14 protein-coding genes are annotated in these 18,492 nt (G+C 60.8%); 7 read left to right on the plus strand and 7 right to left on the minus strand.

Annotated features, from left to right (window positions below; all coding sequences use genetic code 11):
- Nucleotides 1-150 precede the first annotated feature (150 nt).
- The 3 genes from AAF659_RS11015 to AAF659_RS11025 are packed head-to-tail and all read left to right on the plus strand — an operon-like array spanning nucleotide 151 to nucleotide 3,128.
- A complete protein-coding gene (locus tag AAF659_RS11015) occupies nucleotides 151-1,332 on the plus strand; it encodes a BaiN/RdsA family NAD(P)/FAD-dependent oxidoreductase (protein ID WP_349751805.1) in 1,182 nt (393 codons plus the stop codon).
- 9 nt (nucleotides 1,333-1,341) lie between these two features.
- Nucleotides 1,342-2,211, plus strand: a complete 870-nt coding sequence (locus tag AAF659_RS11020) for an EamA family transporter (protein WP_349751806.1) — start codon at nucleotides 1,342-1,344, stop codon at nucleotides 2,209-2,211.
- Nucleotides 2,208-3,128, plus strand: coding sequence for an alpha/beta fold hydrolase (locus AAF659_RS11025; RefSeq protein WP_349751807.1), 921 nt, complete (start codon nucleotides 2,208-2,210; stop codon nucleotides 3,126-3,128). The genes AAF659_RS11020 and AAF659_RS11025 overlap by 4 nt, the downstream gene beginning before the upstream one ends.
- On the opposite strand, the gene AAF659_RS11030 is transcribed toward AAF659_RS11025, so the two are convergent.
- The 6 genes from AAF659_RS11030 to AAF659_RS11055 form a co-directional block, all read right to left on the minus strand.
- Nucleotides 3,103-6,291, minus strand: a complete 3,189-nt coding sequence (locus AAF659_RS11030) for an efflux RND transporter permease subunit (RefSeq protein ID WP_349751808.1) — start codon at nucleotides 6,289-6,291, stop codon at nucleotides 3,103-3,105. The two genes, AAF659_RS11025 and AAF659_RS11030, sit on opposite strands and share 26 nt — an antisense overlap.
- Entirely contained in the window at nucleotides 6,291-7,277 is a 987-nt protein-coding gene (locus AAF659_RS11035; protein ID WP_349751809.1) for an efflux RND transporter periplasmic adaptor subunit, read from the minus strand. Before AAF659_RS11035 ends, AAF659_RS11030 begins: the two co-directional genes overlap by 1 nt.
- Nucleotides 7,278-7,347: 70 nt before the next feature.
- Nucleotides 7,348-8,775: an efflux transporter outer membrane subunit gene (locus AAF659_RS11040; protein ID WP_349751810.1), complete on the minus strand. Its 1,428-nt coding sequence runs from the start codon at nucleotides 8,773-8,775 to the stop codon at nucleotides 7,348-7,350.
- Nucleotides 8,768-11,908, minus strand: a complete 3,141-nt coding sequence (locus AAF659_RS11045) for an efflux RND transporter permease subunit (protein WP_349751811.1) — start codon at nucleotides 11,906-11,908, stop codon at nucleotides 8,768-8,770. The genes AAF659_RS11040 and AAF659_RS11045 overlap by 8 nt, the downstream gene beginning before the upstream one ends.
- Nucleotides 11,908-13,095: an efflux RND transporter periplasmic adaptor subunit gene (locus tag AAF659_RS11050; RefSeq protein ID WP_349751812.1), complete on the minus strand. Its 1,188-nt coding sequence runs from the start codon at nucleotides 13,093-13,095 to the stop codon at nucleotides 11,908-11,910. Before AAF659_RS11050 ends, AAF659_RS11045 begins: the two co-directional genes overlap by 1 nt.
- 53 nt (nucleotides 13,096-13,148) lie before the next feature.
- Nucleotides 13,149-13,778 (minus strand): TetR/AcrR family transcriptional regulator, encoded by a 630-nt coding sequence (locus AAF659_RS11055; RefSeq protein WP_349751813.1) that lies wholly within the window; start codon nucleotides 13,776-13,778, stop codon nucleotides 13,149-13,151.
- A 135-nt stretch (nucleotides 13,779-13,913) separates the two neighbouring features.
- Here AAF659_RS11055 and tcdA point away from each other — a divergent pair, with 135 nt between their 5' ends.
- From tcdA to AAF659_RS11075, 4 genes are all read left to right on the plus strand, one after another.
- Complete coding sequence (gene tcdA / locus AAF659_RS11060) at nucleotides 13,914-14,732, plus strand: tRNA cyclic N6-threonylcarbamoyladenosine(37) synthase TcdA (RefSeq protein ID WP_349751814.1); 819 nt, start codon at nucleotides 13,914-13,916, stop codon at nucleotides 14,730-14,732.
- A gap of 2 nt (nucleotides 14,733-14,734) precedes the next feature.
- Nucleotides 14,735-15,577, plus strand: a complete 843-nt coding sequence (locus tag AAF659_RS11065) for a fructosamine kinase family protein (protein ID WP_349751815.1) — start codon at nucleotides 14,735-14,737, stop codon at nucleotides 15,575-15,577.
- A gap of 189 nt (nucleotides 15,578-15,766) precedes the next feature.
- The gene (locus AAF659_RS11070; RefSeq protein WP_349751816.1) at nucleotides 15,767-16,306 is read left to right on the plus strand and encodes a DUF6795 domain-containing protein; all 540 of its coding nucleotides are present in this window, start codon (nucleotides 15,767-15,769) and stop codon (nucleotides 16,304-16,306) included.
- Nucleotides 16,307-16,338: 32 nt separating this feature from the next.
- Nucleotides 16,339-17,511 carry a lipase family protein gene (locus AAF659_RS11075; protein WP_349751817.1) on the plus strand — a complete coding sequence of 391 codons (1,173 nt, stop codon included), beginning with the start codon at nucleotides 16,339-16,341 and terminating at the stop codon, nucleotides 17,509-17,511.
- A 23-nt stretch (nucleotides 17,512-17,534) separates the two neighbouring features.
- Here the strand turns inward: AAF659_RS11075 and AAF659_RS11080 are convergent, their stop codons facing one another.
- Entirely contained in the window at nucleotides 17,535-18,479 is a 945-nt protein-coding gene (locus tag AAF659_RS11080; protein WP_349751818.1) for an NADP-dependent oxidoreductase, read from the minus strand.
- Between the last annotated feature and the right edge of the window lie 13 nt (nucleotides 18,480-18,492).

The following is an 18,492-nucleotide window of genomic DNA, read 5'->3' on the forward strand; positions in this document are numbered from 1 at the left end:
TCAGGGTCTGAAAATCCCCCTTCCCAGAATTTCAGTAACAGCACAAAGCGGCGCCCCATATCACGGGCGCCCCGGCCACTGGTTATCCGGGGTTGTCGGGCCTTAGAATATGGCCTCCACGGACCCAGCACACAGGCCAGCCCGATCATCATGCCCACCTCCTACGATGTCATCATCATCGGCGCCGGCGCCGCCGGGCTCATGTGCGCCGCCACGGCCGGCTACCGCGGCCGCCGGGTACTAGTGATCGAGCACGCCCGCCGTCCTGGCCGCAAGATCCTCATGTCCGGGGGCGGGCGATGCAATTTCACCAACCTCAACAGCACCCCGGCGAACTTCCTGTCCGACAACCCCGGTTTCTGCATTTCCGCCCTCAAGCGTTATACCCCGGACCATTTCCTGGAGCTGGTGGAACGCCACGGCATCGAGCACGAGGAGAAAGCCGCCGGCCAGCTGTTCTGCCAGGACTCGAGCCGGGAGATTGTGGATCTTCTGATGACCGAAGCTCAGTGGGCAGGCGTTGAGGTAATGACCCGAACCACGGTAGAGACAGTAGCAACACAGAATGGCGGCTATACGCTGAGCACCAGCGCCGGGCAATTTCATTCGCAAGCGCTGGTGGTCGCCTGTGGCGGGCTCTCCATACCCACCATGGGGGCAACTGGCTTTGGCTATGAGCTGGCCCGCCAATTCGGGCTCCCTGTTATTCCCACGCAGGCCGGGCTGGTGCCGTTCACACTGACACCCAATCTGAAGACACAGCTGGCACCGCTGGCTGGCATCAGCTGTCCGGTGGCGGTCTCTTGCAATGGCGAACAGTTCCGCGAACCCATGCTCGTTACCCACAAGGGGCTCAGCGGCCCTGCCATGCTTCAGATTTCGAGCTTCTGGCGCCCCGGTGAGGCACTGACGATCGACCTGCTTCCTGATAGGGACGCAGCCCAGTGGCTGGCGGACCAGCGCCAACAGCATCCTAACCGCGGGATTGGGCGAGCCCTCAGCGAGGCGCTGCCCAAGCGCTTTGCCCAGGCGTTTGCGGATCTTCAGGGCTGGCAGGAGCCGCTTCAGCACTTCAGCAAGTCAGAACTGGCCAGTACCGCAGAAACCCTGAATGATTGGCAGCTGACCCCGGCGGGCACCGAAGGGTACCGGACCGCCGAGGTCACTCTCGGCGGCGTCGATACCCAGGCATTGTCGTCAAAGACCATGGAGGTCCATGATCGACCCGGGCTTTTCTTCATTGGCGAGGTCGTGGATGTGACCGGTCACCTGGGCGGCCACAATTTCCAGTGGGCCTGGGCCTCTGGCGTTGCCGCCGGTCAGGCGGTCTAGGAGCAAAGCATGATCATCCTTGTGCTCATCACCATCCTCTGGGCCTTCTCGTTCAGCCTGATCGGGGTCTATCTTGCCGGGAATGTGGACAACGACTTCGCAGTGCTCACCCGCGTGCTGTGCGGGGCACTGGTATTCCTGCCGCTGTTGCGGTGGCGGGGCGTACCGAGCGGCTTCCAGCTGGGCATGACGCTGGTAGGTGCCAGCCAGTTCGGCATCACTTATTTGCTGCTGTACCGCTCTTTCGCCTTCCTCTCTGTTCCCGAGGTGCTGCTGTTCACCGTATTCACGCCCATCTACATCACCCTGCTGGATGATGCCCTGCACCGACGCTTCGCCCCGGTGGCCCTGCTCGCCGCCGCGCTGGCCACACTGGGCGCGGCGATCATCCGCTATGATGGACTCAGCGAGTCCTACATTACGGGGTTTGTCATGCTGCAGGGTGCCAATCTCGCCTTCGCCGCCGGTCAGGTGGGTTACCGCCGCCTGTATGAACGCTACTCACCGGCCGCGCCGGCCGCGCGCCTTTTCGGCTATTTCTTTTTGGGTGCCATTCTGGTAGCCCTGCCGTCTTTCCTGATCTTTGGTGACAGGCAGATGCTGCCGGCTACACCATGGCAATGGCTGGTTCTGGGCTGGCTGGGGTTCGCTGCCTCGGGCGCCGGGCTGTTTTTCTGGAACCAGGGGGCCCGCAAGGTGGACGCCGGCACACTGGCGGTTATGAACAACGCGCTGGTGCCTGCGGGGCTGCTGGTCAACCTGCTGATCTGGAACCGGGATGCAGACCTTCTGGGACTCGCGCTCGGCGGCGGGCTCATCGGCGTGTCGCTGTGGGTGAACCAGTTTTTCCGCAGTGAACTGAAGGGCGTGAAGCCGTGACCATCGCAACGGACGCTCCCACACGGATCCATACCCTGACGACTCCGGATAATCGCCAGCTGATGGGTCTCGAAACCGGCGCGGAAAATGGCACTCCCCTGGTCTACGCTCACGGCATGCCCGGCTCGGCGCTGGAGGCTCTGTTTCTGCATGAGCAGGCGCTGATGGCGGGATTCCGGGTGCTGGCCCTGGACCGGCCTGGCATCCGTGACTCCAGCTACCAGCCGGACCGGACGCTCCTTGACTACCCCCGGGATCTGGCTTTGTTCCTGGATCACCTGGCGATTGAACAGTGCGTCCACATGGGCTGGTCGAGCGGCGGATCTCGGACCCTGGCGGCGGCCCATGAGCTGCCGGGGCGGGTGCAACTCGCGGTGCTGCTTTCCAGCTATACCCATTTCCGGGAAATGCCAGGTGCCCAACGACTGCTGCTTCGCACGCTCTGGCCCGGGCCACTCATTGCGGATATCAGCCCGGCGCTGTTCCAGGGAGTGGTTTCACTAATCACCGCCATTGCACAGCGGCGACCGGATTTCTATATGGCACGGGCACGCAGCCTGTTCAGCGATGCGGATCACGCCATCCTGGCGGACCCTGGCCAGATCCGGCGTTTCCGGGCCAGTCAACTGGCCTGCCTGAACTCCGGCGCCCGCGCCATTGCCACGGACCTGCTGACGGAGATGGGTGACTGGGGGTTCCGGCTCGGGGATATCCATACCCGGACGCTGATCAATCAGGGCGCCGAGGACCAGCTTCTGCCCCCGGCCTATGCCCGGCATCTTGCCCGCACGCTTCCGGATTCCAGGCTCACGATGCTGCCACACTCCGGCCATTTCTACCCGTTGAGCAGGCCCTTTCAGGGCGACCTGTTCCACCGCCTCAGGGAGGAGCTCAGCTCACCTCGCGGTGGCCAATGAACACGTAGTAGGCCAGCGGTACCACGATCACCGTAAGCAGAGTCGAAAGGGCAAGCCCGAAAATCAGCGAGATCGCCAGACCGTTGAAGATCGGATCCATCAGGATGAAGAAAGCCCCCAGCATCGCGGACACGGCCGTTAACGCGATGGGCTTGATGCGCACGGCACTGGCCATGACAACGGCCTCTTCCAACGGCCTGCCCGCCTGCAGCAGCTGCCGAATGAACACCACCAGCAGAATGGAATTGCGAACGATGATGCCGGCCAACGCGATCATCCCGATCATGCTGGTGGCGGTGAACTCCTTACCCAACAAGGCATGGCCCGGCATGATGCCGATGAGCGTCAGGGGGATGGGCATCATCACGATCAGCGGCAGTCCGTAGGAACCAAACTGCGCCACCAGCAGCAGGAAGATGGCGATGATCCCAACAGCATAGGCAATGCCCATATCCCGAAAGGTTTCATAGGTGATCTGCCACTCGCCGTCCCACTTGATCGCGGCACTATCCGGCCATTCCGGCTGCTGGATGTAGTACTGAGGCAGGTTATCCAGTTCACCCGCCATACGGAACATGCCATACAGAGGGGAATCCACATCGCCCGCCATATCGGCCGTGACGTAGCTCACCGGCATCAGGTTCTTGTGATGGATGGCCCCGGGCCAGGTACTGGGTTCAATGGAAGCAACCTGTGCCAGAGGCACCAGCTCACCGGAACGGTTCCGAACCTGGAGAGACAGCAGCGCCGCCTTCTGAGCCCGATCCCCCTCATCCAGAATCACCCGTATCGGAACGGCATATTTGGCATTGGGGTCGTGGAAGTACTCGAGATTGCGTTTACCCAGGGTGGCCGAAAGCACATCCACCACCTGAGCCTGGGAAATCCCCAGGGTAGCGGCCCGCTGGCGATCGACCACCACACGCCAGCGCTCAACCGGCGCCTCCACGGTGGTGTCGATGTCCACCAGGCCCTGGATGCCCGCCATGCGCTCAGCCAGTGACTGGGCTTGCCGGGCACGAGCCTGGGGACTAGGCCCATAGACCTCAGCAACCACCGGCGACAGCACAGGGGGCCCCGGCGGCACTTCCACAATCTTCACAGCCGCCCCGTATCGTTCACCGATCGCTGTGAGCGGCGCCCGCATGGTCTGGGCAATGTCATGGGAGGCCTTTTCCCGCTCGTCTTTCAGGTTGACCTGGAGATCCCCCTGCCACGGCGCCTGACGCAGGTAGTACTGGCGGACCAGACCATTGAAGTTGATGGGCGACGCGGTTCCGGCATAGGCCTGCCAGTTGGTCACCGCCTCATGCTCCTCAAGATAACCCCCCATCGCCGTCAGAACCTGCTGGGTGGTTTCCATGGGCGTATTCTCCGGCATCTCCACCACCACCTGGAGTTCTGACTTATCGTCAAAGGGAAGCATCTTGAGGATCACCAGCATGAAGACCGGTAGAGCCGCTGCAACCAGTGTTAACGCAATAACACCCGAGGCCAGACTGTGCCGGCGCCAGCTGTGATTGCTCATGAAAGGCGTAAGCACACGGCTGAACAGGCGATAGAGACGTGGATTGACGGCTTCCGTGTCACGCTCACTTTCCCCTCCCCCACGATCACGGCGCCGCACGAGTCGCAGGGCCAGCCAGGGCGTAAGGATGAACGCCACCAGCTGTGACAGCACCATCCCGGCGGCGGCATTGATGGGAATAGGGCTCATATAAGGGCCCATCAACCCGGTGACGAAAGCCATGGGCAGCAGGGCCGCCATGATGGTCAGGCTGGCCATGATAGTGGGCGTACCAACCTCATCCACAGCCGTGGGGATCACCCGGATCGCCTCGTCATCGGCGTTCTGAATGCGCCGGTTAACGTTCTCCACGATCACAATGGCGTCATCCACCAGAATCCCGATGGCAAAAATCAGAGCGAATAGCGATACCCGATTCAGGGTGAACCCCCAAGCCCAGGAAAAGACCAGCGTGAGCAGCAGGGTCAGAAGGACGGATATACCCACCACCATGGCCTGACGCCACCCCATCAACGCCAACACCAGCAGCATCACGGAGAGTGTGGCCATGATCAGGTCCGAGATGAGCTTGCGCGCTTTGTCGCTGGCGGTCTGACCATAATCGCGGGTAGTGAGCACCTCAACAGCGTCCGGAATAACCCGCCCGCGCAGCTGCTCCAGGCGATCCGAAACCGCCGTTGTTACATCGATGGCGTTCTCACCGGTTTTCTTGGCCACCGCCAGGGTCACCGCCGGATAACGTTCCCCCGGCGCCCGCTCACCCGCAGGGCCAAATCCCAGCTGGACCGAGGCATCCGGAACCGTGCCCCCACGGCTGACCGACGCCACGTCCGACAGATGAACTGCGGCGCCGTTGTTCTGCGCCACCACGAGAGACCGCAGCGCATCCACCTGCTGCAGTGGCTCCCCTGGCTGAACCGGGATGGACAGCCCTGACCGGGTAATCCGGGTTTCCTGGCCGGTTGCGTTGGCAGCTCGGATCGCCTGCTGGAGGTCGCTGACGCTCAGACCATAACCAGCCAGGCGCGCGGGCTCGATACGAACGTCGAGACGATCCTGGATACCACCCACCGTATAGATGTCCCGCGTCCCGGGCACCCGTTTGAGTTCCGTCTCGAGGGTATGCGCAAGGCGCGTCAGATCCTCGGCGCTGTGACGCCGTTGCGGATCATAAAGCGTCAGGGTCATGACCGGGACATCATCAATGCCCCGGGGCTTCACTACAGGTTCGCCAGCGCCCAACCCTTTGGGAAACCAGTCATTGTTGGACTGGACCTTGTTGTGGATACGCACAAGCGCTTCCCGCCTGGGAATCCCAACCTCAAACTGGACCGTGATTACCGCCTGCCCCTGACGCGAGACCGAGTAGATATCGTCAACGCCTCGGATCTCATCGAGGATCTGTTCGCCCGGAGTGGCGATCAGACTTTCAACCTCACGGGCACTGGCTCCTGGGAAGGTCACCATGACGTCCACCATGGTGACGTCAATCTGGGGCTCTTCCTCCTTGGGCGTAACGATGACCGCAACAACCCCAAGCACAAGCCCGATCAGCGCGAGCAGCGGGGTGAGGCGATTGTTCTGGAAAACCCGAGCGATCTGCCCGGACGGCCCGAGCCTGCCATTGTGTGTCATCAGTAGAGAGCCTCGCGGCGCACGGATTCACCCTCGCCGACCCCGGCAAGCACTTCCACCCGATCACCCCGGTGGCTCCCCAGCCGAACCTGACGCAGCCGTGGCTCATCATCCGGCCCGCGCACGAATACCGCCCGTAACTCACCGCGGCGGTAGATGCTCGACTCAGGCACCCACAAGGCTTCCCGCTGGCCGACCGGGATGCCTACCTTGACCAGCATTCCGGGAAACAGCCGCGCCTCAGGATCCGTCAGCGCAAGCCGCAACCGGAAGCTGTGGCTCTGCTGATCTGCATAGGGGTAGAACGTCATTGCTCCGGTTTGCAGTCGCTGACCGCCATCAAGGGTAACGATCGCCTGGCGCTCAGAGCGCACGCGGCTTGCGTACTGCTGGGGCAGCGAAACCACCACCCGGAGCTTTTCCAGCGATAGCCCGCGCATCAATGGCTGCCCTGGGGAGACGGATTCTCCCATCTCAACCATGCGCTCGGTCACGATGCCACTGTAGGGGGCGTGCACACGGGTGTAGCTGAGCTGCTCGCGGGCTTCGGAGAGTGTGCCCTCAGCTCGTGAGACGCGGGCTTTGGCGCCATTAAAGCGATTCTGGGCCTGATCCAGATCCTGCTGGGAGGCGACATCGCGTTCATGCAGCTTTTGCACGCGTTCAAGATTCTGGCGGGCATCGGTGAGTTCGGCCTCGGCTTCTTCAAGACTGGAGCGAGCCTGTTCCAAACGAGCCTGCTCACTACTGTCCTCAAGACGGACGATGAGCTCACCCTCCGCAACGGCATCGTCCACATCATGGGGCAGTTCAACCACGGTTCCGGCGGTCTGGGCAGAGACCGTGCTTTCACGCACGGCCTCAATCATGCCATCAAGACGAAGCGTCTCAGTGAGTGTCTCCTGACTGACCGCCACCCACTCCGCGGAAGCGGCTTGCGTGCCACCCAGTAGACACAGAAGAACAATCATAAGAGCCCGGCGCATGCCTGCCTCCTCGAATTAGACCAAGCTAATATGAGAGTCTAGCATCCGCATGCCCGGACAGGAAGGTAACTCAGGACGGGGCGTCAGCCTCATCCAGCGCCCAGCCACCGCCCATGGCCTTGAACAGGGTCGCCGTCGCATTAAGTCGATCACGAATGGCATTGGTGAGCGTCAACTCCGCGTCGAGCAATACCCGCTGGGTATCCTGCACCGTCAGGAAATCCGTCAGACCTTCCTCATAGCGCAGCTCGGCCAGTTCCAGTGTTTTCTCCAATGCCGTCACTTGATCCCGCAGTCGGCTCACACGTTCATCCGTTGCCTTATAGACGGCCAGGGCATCGCGTACCTCACGGAACGCCTCCTGCAGGGTCACCCGGTACTGGGTCTCGGCCTGATCACGCAGACTGCGAGCGGCCTCCACCCGTGCCTTATTGCGACCGAAATCGAAGATCGGGCCAAGCACGGAAGCGCCGACTTCCCAGGTCTCCGCCGGAGCGGTGAACAGGTCGCCTGACTCGATGGCAGCACTGCCTGCGGAACCACGGAGGTTGAAGCTGGGCAGGCGTTGCGCCTGGGCCACACCGACCTCCTCTGTCGCTGCGATAATGGCTGCTTCGGCAGCCCGGATGTCCGGACGGCGCTCCAGAAGATTGGAGGGCAGAACTTCCGGGACCTGCTCGGGCAACGTGATATCACCGAGGCTGCCTTCACCGAAATCCAACTCGCTGGTGAGTTCACGTGGTGTCATGCCCACGAGCACCCCCAGAGCCGTCTTCAACTGGGCAACACGCTGGCGCTGCTGAGGCACCAGTGCACGCGTCGCTTCCAGCTCGGATTCCGCCTGGCGGAGGGTCAGCTCATCAGTGTCACCGCCTTCATAACGGGCCCGCTCGATCCGAACGGTTTCCTCGCGCGTCTCCAGCGTGCGCTCGGCAATGGCAAGGGAGCGCTGGGCCGCACGCAGCTCGGTATAGGTGGCCACCACATCCGCGATGGTGCTAAGGCGCACCGAGTCATGGGTGAACACCGACTCCTGCAGCGCCGCCTCGGCGGCATCACTCTGGCTTTCCAGCCGGCCCCACAGATCGACCTCATAACTGAGCAGGCCGGTTACCGAAAACATGTTCCCGGTGCTACGGCCACCCAGTGGATTGGCCGCGCCGGATTCGCGCCCCCGGGCGGCATCAGCCTGGCCCTCGATGGTGGGCATCTGCTCGGCATCCGCCAGCCCCAGCCGGGCGCGGGCCTCCTGCAGCCGCTGATACTGCAGCTGCATGTTGAGGTTATCGTCCAGAGCCCGTTCCACAAGGCGGTTGAGCACGGGGTCGTCAAACCGGTGCCACCAATTGGACCAGTCCGCACGCTCTTCGCCGGTCAGAAGAACCTCGTCCGGCCACTCTTCCGGCACCTCCACCTGCGGCTCCTTATATTCCGGGCCGACCGCACAGCCCGCCAGGAGTAAAGGCAACGTCAGTGTTGCAAGCAGTGCCCTACGCATCAGAAACCTCCCCGGAGCTGTTTTTGCTTCCGCTATTGCTCAACCAGATCGAGAACTCCTCGAAAAGCCGGTAAAAGAGCGGCACGAAGAAAAGCGCCAGGGTACTCGCGACGATCATGCCACCGACCACCACGGTACCGATCTCCTGCCGGCTGGAAGCACCGGCCCCGGTCGCCACCACCAGTGGCAGCGAGCCGATGATGAACGTCAGCGCCGTCATCATGATGGCCCGGAAACGCTGCTGGGCCGCGGCTATGGCCGCATCCTTGGGCGACAGCCCTTGCTTGCGGTTCTGCGCCGCGAACTCCACGATCAGGATGGCGTTCTTCGCGGCCAGCCCAATCAGCACCAGCAGCCCCACCTGGAAGTAGATGTCATTGGGGAAGCCGCGTAGCAACGAGGCCAGCGCCGCCCCAAAAACGCCGAACGGAATCGCTGTGGCCACGGCCAACGGCAGGGTCAGACGCTCATACTGAGCCGCCAGAATAAGGAACACCATAACCAGCCCGAGACCGAAGGCAATGGTACCGGCCTGGCCGGCCGCCTGAAGCTGATACGCCTGACCGATCCAGCCCAGTGGCGTATTCGACCCCAGGTTTTCGTCCGCAACCTCCTGAAGCGCCGTCATCGCATCGCCGGTTGTGTAGCCCGGCGCGGGATCCGCCGCAATGTTGGCAGCCGGGTAAACATTGAACCGGTTAATGATGTCCGCGCCGGTCTCCCGGGTCAGTGTAACCAGGGAGCTGACCGGTATCATCTGGCCGCTGTTGGAGCGCACAAAGACCCGCCGCAGATCTTCCGGCCGGCTCCGGAACTCGCCTTCGGCCTGCATGTTCACCTGCCAGTTGCGACCCTGCATGGTGAAGTCATTCACGTAATAGGTTCCGAAAGTGCTCTGCATGGCGGAGAACACCTCGCTGACCGGCACATCCAGCGCCATAGCCTTCTTGCGATCCACCTCTGCCTTATAGCGCGGGATACTGACGTCCAGATCCGTTCGCGCATTGGTCAGAACCGGGTGCGCGTTGGCGGCCTGCACCATTTCCTGCGTCAGGCTGTGCAGTTCCTTGGTGGTCATGCCGCGCTGGTCCTGTATGAACGCCTCGACACCACCGGTAAGCGACAGCCCCTGAATGGGCGGCGGTACAAAGGACATGACGTTGGCTTCCTCAACGCCAGCCCCCATGCCCATGATCTTGTTGGTCACAGCAGAGGCCGACTGACCCGCTCCCTGGCGCTTGTCCCAGTCCTCAAGCGTGACGAAGGCGATGCCGGCATGTGAGCGCATGGCGCTCGCGAGCATGTCGTAACCGGCAAACGCAGTCACATTCTCGACTTCCGGCAGTTCCAGCACGTTGTTAACCAGTTCCTCACGCACTGCTTCACTGCGGCCAAGTGACGAGGCCGGCGGCAGGTAGGAGGCCATCAACACATAGCCCTGATCCTCCTGGGGGACCAGCCCGGAGGGCAACCGGTCAAGCATCCAGAGTGTCGCGCCGATGAACACAAAGAAAAGCACAACGCCGACGACAGCATGGTTCAGGATCCAGGTCACACCGCCAACAAAGACATTGGTGACCTTTTCAAAAGCCGCGTTGAACCACTGGAAAGGATTGGAAACATCCTTGGGTTCGCTGTCCAGCAGGCGAGCGCACATGGCTGGGGTCAGTGTCAGCGCCACAATCCCCGAAATCACGATGGAAACAGCGATGGTCACGGCGAACTGGCGGTAGAGCTCACCCGTCAGCCCGCCCAGAAAACCAACGGGTGCGAAAACCGCCACCAGCACCAGAGTGGACGACACCACAGCGCCGGAAACCTGCCCCATGGTTCCAACCGAGGCGCCATAGGCACTCATGCCGTGCTCCTGCATCAGGCGCTCAACGTTTTCCATGACGATAATGGCGTTATCCACGACCACACCAATGGCCAGAATGAGCCCGAACAGCGTCAGCAGGTTGACCGAAAAGTCCAAAACCGTCATGCCCGCAAAGGTGCCGATCAGTGCCACGGGGATGGCCATCAGCGGAATCAGGGCGGCCCGCAGGTGCTGCAGAAAGACAAAGGTCACCAGCGACACCAGCACCAGCGCGATCACCAGGGTGATCACAACCTCCTGAATCGAGACTTGAATGAAAGTCGTGGTGTCGTAAGGAATCTCGTACTGGATGTCCTCGGGGAAGCGCTTTTCCAGGTCTTTGAGTACTTCCCGCACGTTGGTCGCGGTTTCCAGCGCATTGGCGCCGGGCTGCAGGTAAACACCCAAAGGAACCGCCGCCTGGCCATTGAAACTGGCGGAAAAGTCATAGTTCTGCGCGCCGAGCTCCACGCTGGCCACATCCCCCAGGCGCAGCGATGCCCCATCACTGGTGGTGCGCAGCATAATATCCTCGAATTCCGAGGGATCGCTCATCTGCTTGGGCGTGGACACACTGAAGGTGAACGCCTGGTCCACTGGGGCTGGTTGAGCACCAAGCCGGCCAGCGGCGAACTGTGAGTTCTGTGACCTCAGTGCCTTGGCCACATCCAATGGCGAGATGTTGTATTCGGCCATCTTGTCCGGCTGCAGCCAGATGCGCATGGAATAGTCTTTGGCGCCAAACAGCGACGCATTGCCCACACCCGGCGTGCGGACCAGTTCATCAATTACGTTCAGCAGCGCGTAGTTGGAAATGTCGATGGTGTCGGTATTGCCCGACTTCGAAGACAGCGCCACAACCTGAAGAATTGAAGTGGAGCGGGCCTCAACCTTTACGCCCTGCTCGCGCACCGACTGGGGCAGGCTGGACACGGCCCGCTGAACCCGGTTGTTGACGTTGATCGTCGCCTGGTCCGGGTCCGTTCCCACCTCAAAGGAGACCGTGATCTGGACGCTGCCGGCATCGGTGCTGCCTGACTCCATGTAGATCATGTCGTCAACGCCGTTGATTTCCTGTTCCAGCGGGGCAGCCACGCTGTCAGCCAGAACCTCGGCGCTCGCGCCAGGGTAGCTCGCTTCAACAACCACCTCAGGTGGGACCACATCCGGGTACTGTTTGACCGGGAGCCCCATCAGCGAGGCCGCCCCCGCAATCACAATGATGATGGACAGGACCGCCGAGAAGATCGGGCGATCAATGAAGAATCGAAACATCAGTTGCTCTCCCCATCGCTCTGGCCGCCGACTTTAACCGTCATACCGGGCTGACGGATGCCGGCCATGCCTTCAACCACTACCCGGTCACCCGTTTCCAGACCCTGCGTAATGATCCGCCGGCCATCGACGACCTGGCCGGTTTCCACAGAGCGGGGGTGGGCCTTGTTCTCATCATCGACAACAAAGACCTGAAGGCCTCCATTCTGGCCGTCAGACACAGCCTTGGCAGGAACCGTGACAACATCCTGAAGCGTCTGGAGCTTCACCCGGATCCGCACAAACTGGCCAGGGACAATGCGCTGCTGTTCATTGGGGAACACCGCACGGGCGGTCACCGTGCCCGTCTCTGGATCAATGGTGCTGGCTGTAAAGTCGATGGTGCCCTTCTGGTCATAGACGCTGCCGTCCGGCAGGATCAGCGACGCAGTACTGCGATGATCGCCCTTATCATCGGAGCGCAGGGCCTCGCGCGCCCGGCGTCGGGCTGCGGCGTCGTTTTCGGGAAGCGCAAAGCGCACATGGACCGGGTCCATCTGAGTGATGTGCGTCAACTCGGTGCCACGCTCGACCAGGTTGCCCTCGGATTGGGACTCGAGCGAAGTCACCCCGGTTACTGGCGCCTCCACATCGGTATAACCCAATTCAAGCTCGGCGCGCTCAACCTCTGCCTCGGCCACCGCGACCTGCGCCTGGGCCAGTTCAAACGCGGACTGTGCATTGTCACGTTCACGCTCACTGACTGCGTTCTTTTCGTAAAGACTGGACACCCGGTTCCATTCGCGCCTGGCCTGATTGAGATCCGCCTTGGCGGACTGCAGCTGGGCCCTGGCGGCCTGCAGCGCTACCTCAAAGGGTTCCGGGTCAATCCGGAAAAGAGCCTCATCCTTCTGAACAACCTTACCCTCATCGTACAGTCGCTCCTCCAGAACGCCCTCCACGCGGGCTCGCACCGCCACTTCACGTGACCCCCGAACCCGCCCGGCGTAATCCTCACGGATGGTCACATCCTCGGTCTCGACTTCAGTGACCGACACCGGAGGCGGCGGTGCGCTGCCACCTTTCTGGCTTTCGCCACTGCCGCCACAGGCCGCAAGGCCCAGCGTCAGTACCAGCGCGGCGCTGACGCCACCAACACGACGGGCAGCGCCGCCCGCTTTGACTTCTGTCCGGGTCAACTGATTCATGATTGCTTTTACTCCGCGACAATAACGATCGGTGTGATAAAAAAACCTTGGCCTCAGCCAGTGTGATCATCCGGTTTGAGGATGCCCCTGAACAGCAGATCGACGATTTCATCGGCTTTCCGCGAACGGGACTCCCGGTCGCCGGCCAGACGCTGGGAGAAGACCGCGCCATAGAGCAGATCGCTGAACACTTCCTGAGCCAGCTCCGGGGCCATGTCCGAGCGCATGCGTCCCTGCTCGATCAATGCCTCAAAGCGCTTACGCCACTTTTCCTTGTGACTCTCTTGATAGACGAAATAGAGCGGTTTCGTGTTTCTGGGGAATTCAGCGCGTTCCTGGATGAAGAGCTCGACGGTCTCCGGGTTCTGCTCAAAGAACTCCAGGTACCGATGAATCCCGAGCCGGAGCTGCTCCAGTGGATCCGTCAGCGTATCCACCACGTCGTTCACATGCCGGGTCAGATCCTCGAGCGCTTTTTCAACCGTGGCCATGAACAGCGCCTCCTTGCCCGGAAAGCAACGGTAGACCGTGCCCTTACCCGCGCCGGCGCGTTCCGCAATACGATCCATTTCGGCACAACGGAATCCCACCTCGGCGAATACCACCGCAGCGGCTTGAAGCACCTCACTTCGGCGTTGCTCCGGTGTTTTGTGAGTACGGGTTGAGCGTTGGGAATGATCCAAACGTCGCTTCCTCTTTGCGGACTGACCAGTCCGTCTAATGATACAGAGACCCTTGCGGACTGACAAGTCCGTCCTTCTGATATCAACTTTCTGGTAGAATCCGCAATAACCGATACACCCTGTATGGAGCCCTCCGTGACACCAGACTCCTTCACTCAACGCTTTGGCGGCATAGAGCGCCTTTACGGCGAGACAACCGCGCGCGCATTCGCTGATGCCCACATTGTTGTTGCCGGACTCGGTGGCGTTGGCTCCTGGGCCGCAGAAGCTCTGGCCCGCAGCGGCATCGGTGCGCTCACCCTGATCGATATGGATGAAATCTGTGTGACCAACACCAACCGCCAGCTCCACACACTGGCGGACACCATCGGGCGCTCCAAGGTTGAGGTAATGGCCGAGCGACTCCAGGCGATCAACCCGGAGTGCCGCGTCACAGCCGTAATGCAGTTCGTCACCCTTCGGAACATGGAACAGGTTCTGCCCCGGGAGTGTGATGCAGTGGTGGACGCCATCGACAGCGTCAACCACAAGGCCGCCCTGCTCGCTAACTGTCGCAGGCGCAAACAATGGGTGATCTGCGCCGGCGGAGCCGGTGGCCAGACCGATCCCACGCGTATCCGGGTTGCCGATCTCAGCCGGACCACCCAGGATCCGCTTCTGGCCAAAGTGCGCAACCTGCTGCGCCGGGAATACGGCTTTTCCCGCAACCCGAAGCGACGCTTCAACATTCCGGCAATCTACTCCGAGGAGCAACTCACCTACCCGACCCCGGAAGGCGGCACCACCCGCCAGAAACCCAGCGACGGGCCCACCCGTCTGGATTGCAGCTCGGGCTTCGGAGCCGCCAGCTTTGTGACCGGTACCTTCGGTTTTGTCGCGGCCTCAAAGGTGCTTGAACAGCTGGCCCGCCGCCATGAAAAAATGCGGGCCAAAGCAGACACTGAAGGCAAGTGATCATGGCCGGTGTTCAGCAAGCTCTGGCAAATCAGCTTAACAGCGCGGTAACAGCCATTCAGCCAATCGGCGGGGGCAGCATCAACAACGCGGCACGGCTGACCCTTGCGGATGGCCGGACACTGTTCCTCAAGACCCATCCATCCCCGCCCGCCGGCTTCTTTGAAGCGGAAGCAGCCGGCCTGCAGGCACTGGCAGCAGCCCATGCCGTACGCATTCCGGCAGTGATCGCGGTTGCTGAACAAGGGCTGTTACTGGAATGGCTTGAAGGCCGGCACGGGCGGAACTTCGCCCGCCAGCTTGGGGAACAGTTGGCACAGCTTCACAGCACCACTGCCAGCGAGTTTGGCTTTGAGCGGGACAACTTCTGCGGCCTGACCCCTCAGCCCAACCCGCGCATGCGCGACGGCTTCCGGTTCTTCGCGGAAGCGCGCCTGCTGCACCAGGGGCGGATGGCGCGCGACAGTGGCCGACTTGGCAAGAACGACATCCAGCAGCTGGAATCGCTCGCCGGCCGGTTGCACCGCTGGATACCGGAACAACCCGCCAGCCTGATCCACGGCGATCTCTGGTCCGGCAACATTCACTCCGGCCCGGAAGGCGAGCCGGTACTCATCGACCCGGCCACCCATTACGGCTGGGCCGAAGCGGACCTGGCCATGACCACACTGTTCGGTAGCCAGCCACGCGCTTTCTACGAGGCCTACCTCACCAACAGTCCGGTGGAGAGGGACTGGGAGGAGCGGGCACCGCTTTACAATCTTTATCACGAGCTGAACCACCTGAACCTTTTCGGTGGCCCCTGGGCCAGCGGCGTTCGGCAAACCCTTAAACGGTTTGGGTGAAACAGGTTTGTGAGACGCATCACACTGGCGTTCTGTGGCCGACTTGACGGGGTGCGGCCCAATGGCATAATTGAACCCAGATTAAGAGACAGGATGTCAGCCACAGGACACGGAAATGGTCAGCACCCCCGCACCAGCTGCAACTTCTGCGACTGATAAGCGACGCGCCGCCACTACGGTACTCCCGGTATGACCCATCACCGCACCGTTGCCTCATGGCGCAGGCTCAGCCTGATCCCGTTACTGATGGCTACCAGTTACTTTCTGTATTCCAGCGAGGTTATGGCCGATATGTTCGGATGGTTCAAACGTTATGATGTGCATCTTTCGCCGGAGGTTAAGGGGCGGATTCTGGAGGATGGGGAGCCGATAGCCGACGTCGATGTTTATCGGGAACTCATATACGCGGAACACTACATGGAGAAAACTGTCACCGATTCCGAGGGCCGTTTTTCATTTCCAGAGAAAACGATACGCTCACGTGAGCCTGGGAAACTCCTTGGCGTGGAACATATCACGCAGTCCATCACAGCAGACCACGGTCAAAAAACCTACCTCCTGTGGCGAACTACCAGTACCAGCACAACTCCTGAAAGAGTCATAGTGGAAAAGCTGAATCATATGGAATGTGATCTAAGCAATGCTGAAACGCTGCACCATTTCACTATAGCTGAACACCCTAATTTCACTCACAACGTTAGGGGCATCTGCCGCTGGCAGGATAGCTAAACCAAGGAAAATAAATCACAAAAGGATTTGTTATGAGCACACTCACCCCGAAGATAGCATCGGAATTAGCGGATGCTGTTTATCAGGTTCGACAACCAGACCGTACAGGAAACTACGCTCTGGAAATCAATCCGGGTCTTCAGAAGGCCTTCAACATTGAACCTAAGAAGAACCTCGTCGTTGGAGAAACTGGCGGTTTCTTTGGGCTTTATACCAAAAAGTCCGGATTTGCCGTTATTGGAGAAGGCCAAAATCGATTCCGTAAGGACACTGTCATTGCAGTACGCGGTAGCAAGACGGATGCTGATTACCTGACCAACTTCGACGTTGGCATCTCGACTGCAACGAATAATCAGAGCGTTCATTCAGGATTCGAAGAAACCTTTTCAAGCATGCGTCCGATAATGGAGAAAAAGCTCCAGGCACGTATGCATCAGCTTCGTGGCGAGCACACCATTCACTGCGTAGGACACAGCCTCGGCGGCGCTTTAGCATCGCTGATAGCGGATTGGGTTAAAGCTCGCTTCCAAACCCAAGTCAAACTCTACACCTTCGGCGCACCACGGGTAGGCCTGAATGGTTACGCTCTAACCAATACAGCCCGTATTGATAATCACTACCGCTGCACTCATGGAGCCGACCCGGTTCCACTGGTTCCTGTTTGGCCATTCATCCACGCACCCACTGAAGGCGCCGGGGAATACCGACTCGATGGTGCCGAAAGCATCAGCTTCACGGCCCACTCCATGGGAATCAACGGTACACCTGGCTATCGCAATACCGCGATGGCCGATGATTGGAGTGAGCTGAAACGCCAATCCAAACGCTTTCTTAATCAACCCGTCAGACTGCGTCACGAAGACCGGCTACAAGCTTCTTTTACTAATTACTGGTCGGAAAAGCTCAACGCCGCCCTAATCACCCTGTTAAAAGATGCCGGATACTATTCCGCTCTCGCAATTCAAAACACCATGAGTTCTGCTCTGACCTTCTATGACCGACTAGCTCGATCCTTGGAAAAAATTGCGGAAGCATCAACGAAATTTGCCGAACAGACGGCAGGCCTTCTGGGTCATATGCTGGTCTTCGCGGGAAAAGCTGCGGTAACGGTGACCAAGCTCACCTATCAGTTCATCCGCTGGGTCTTCGAAACCACCATTGGAGCACTGAACAAGTGCGTTAAAAAGGCGCTGGAAGCACTGTAGTGGCTCCAGAGCCGCTCTACGTCTTAAGGCTGCAGCACCAGCTTCCCCCGCACATGCCCCTCCTCCTGCCGGCGATGGGCCGCGGCCGCGTCGCCCAGGGGGAAGGCGGCGGCGACGTGGAGGTCCGCGTCGCCGCGATTGAGCAAAGCCAGAATTTCTTCCAGCTGCTCAGCGTCCGGCTCCACCACATAACCGACGGCCTGAATCCCTCTTGCCGCAGCAGCGTCGTTGATCTGCTGCGCGGTCACCGTGGGTGCCGTAACAAGCTTACCGTGCTCGCCCAGAGTGGTGAGCGCAGCTTTGCCGGCCTCGCCGCCGACCAGATCGAGCACGGCGTCAAGACCGTAGCAGACGTCATGAACGTCCTCGTTTTCATAGTTGATCACGTCGTCGGCGCCCAGCTGATGGAGGAAATCTTCATTGGCCCCGGAGCCGGTGGTGACGACATGGGCACCATGCTGAGCCGCGAACTGCACCGCGAAGTGGCCCACACCTCCGGCGCCTCCCAGGATCAGGAGCTTCTGGCCAGGCTGCAGCCCGAGATGGGTAAACAACCCCTGCCAGGCCGTGAGCGCGGCCAGCGGGACAGCACCGATTTCCTCCAGCCTCAGGCTCTCCGGGGCCCGACAGAGCTCGTCGGCCTGCACCAGGGCCTGTTCGGCGTAACCGCCGCCGGCCCGGGGGAAACCGGTCATGCCTACCACAGGATCGCCCGGATGCCACTCGTCTACGTCGGCGCCCACCGCCTCAACGGTACCGGCCAGTTCAAAGCCCGGCACCCAGGGAAGATGCTCCCGAATGGCGTTGGCCACGAACCCCTGACCGGCGCGGGTCTTGAAGTCGATGGGATTTACCCCGGCGCTGGCTACGCGCACACGTACCTGGCCCTCACCGGGTTCAGGCACTGCTGCTTCCCGCAACTCCAGGGCGCTGGCATCACCGAATTCAGAAATGACGATCTGGCGCATGAGGTATCCTCCG

This window comes from Salicola sp. Rm-C-2C1-2 (assembly GCF_040196175.1).
Lineage (GTDB): Bacteria > Pseudomonadota > Gammaproteobacteria > Pseudomonadales > Oleiphilaceae > Halospina.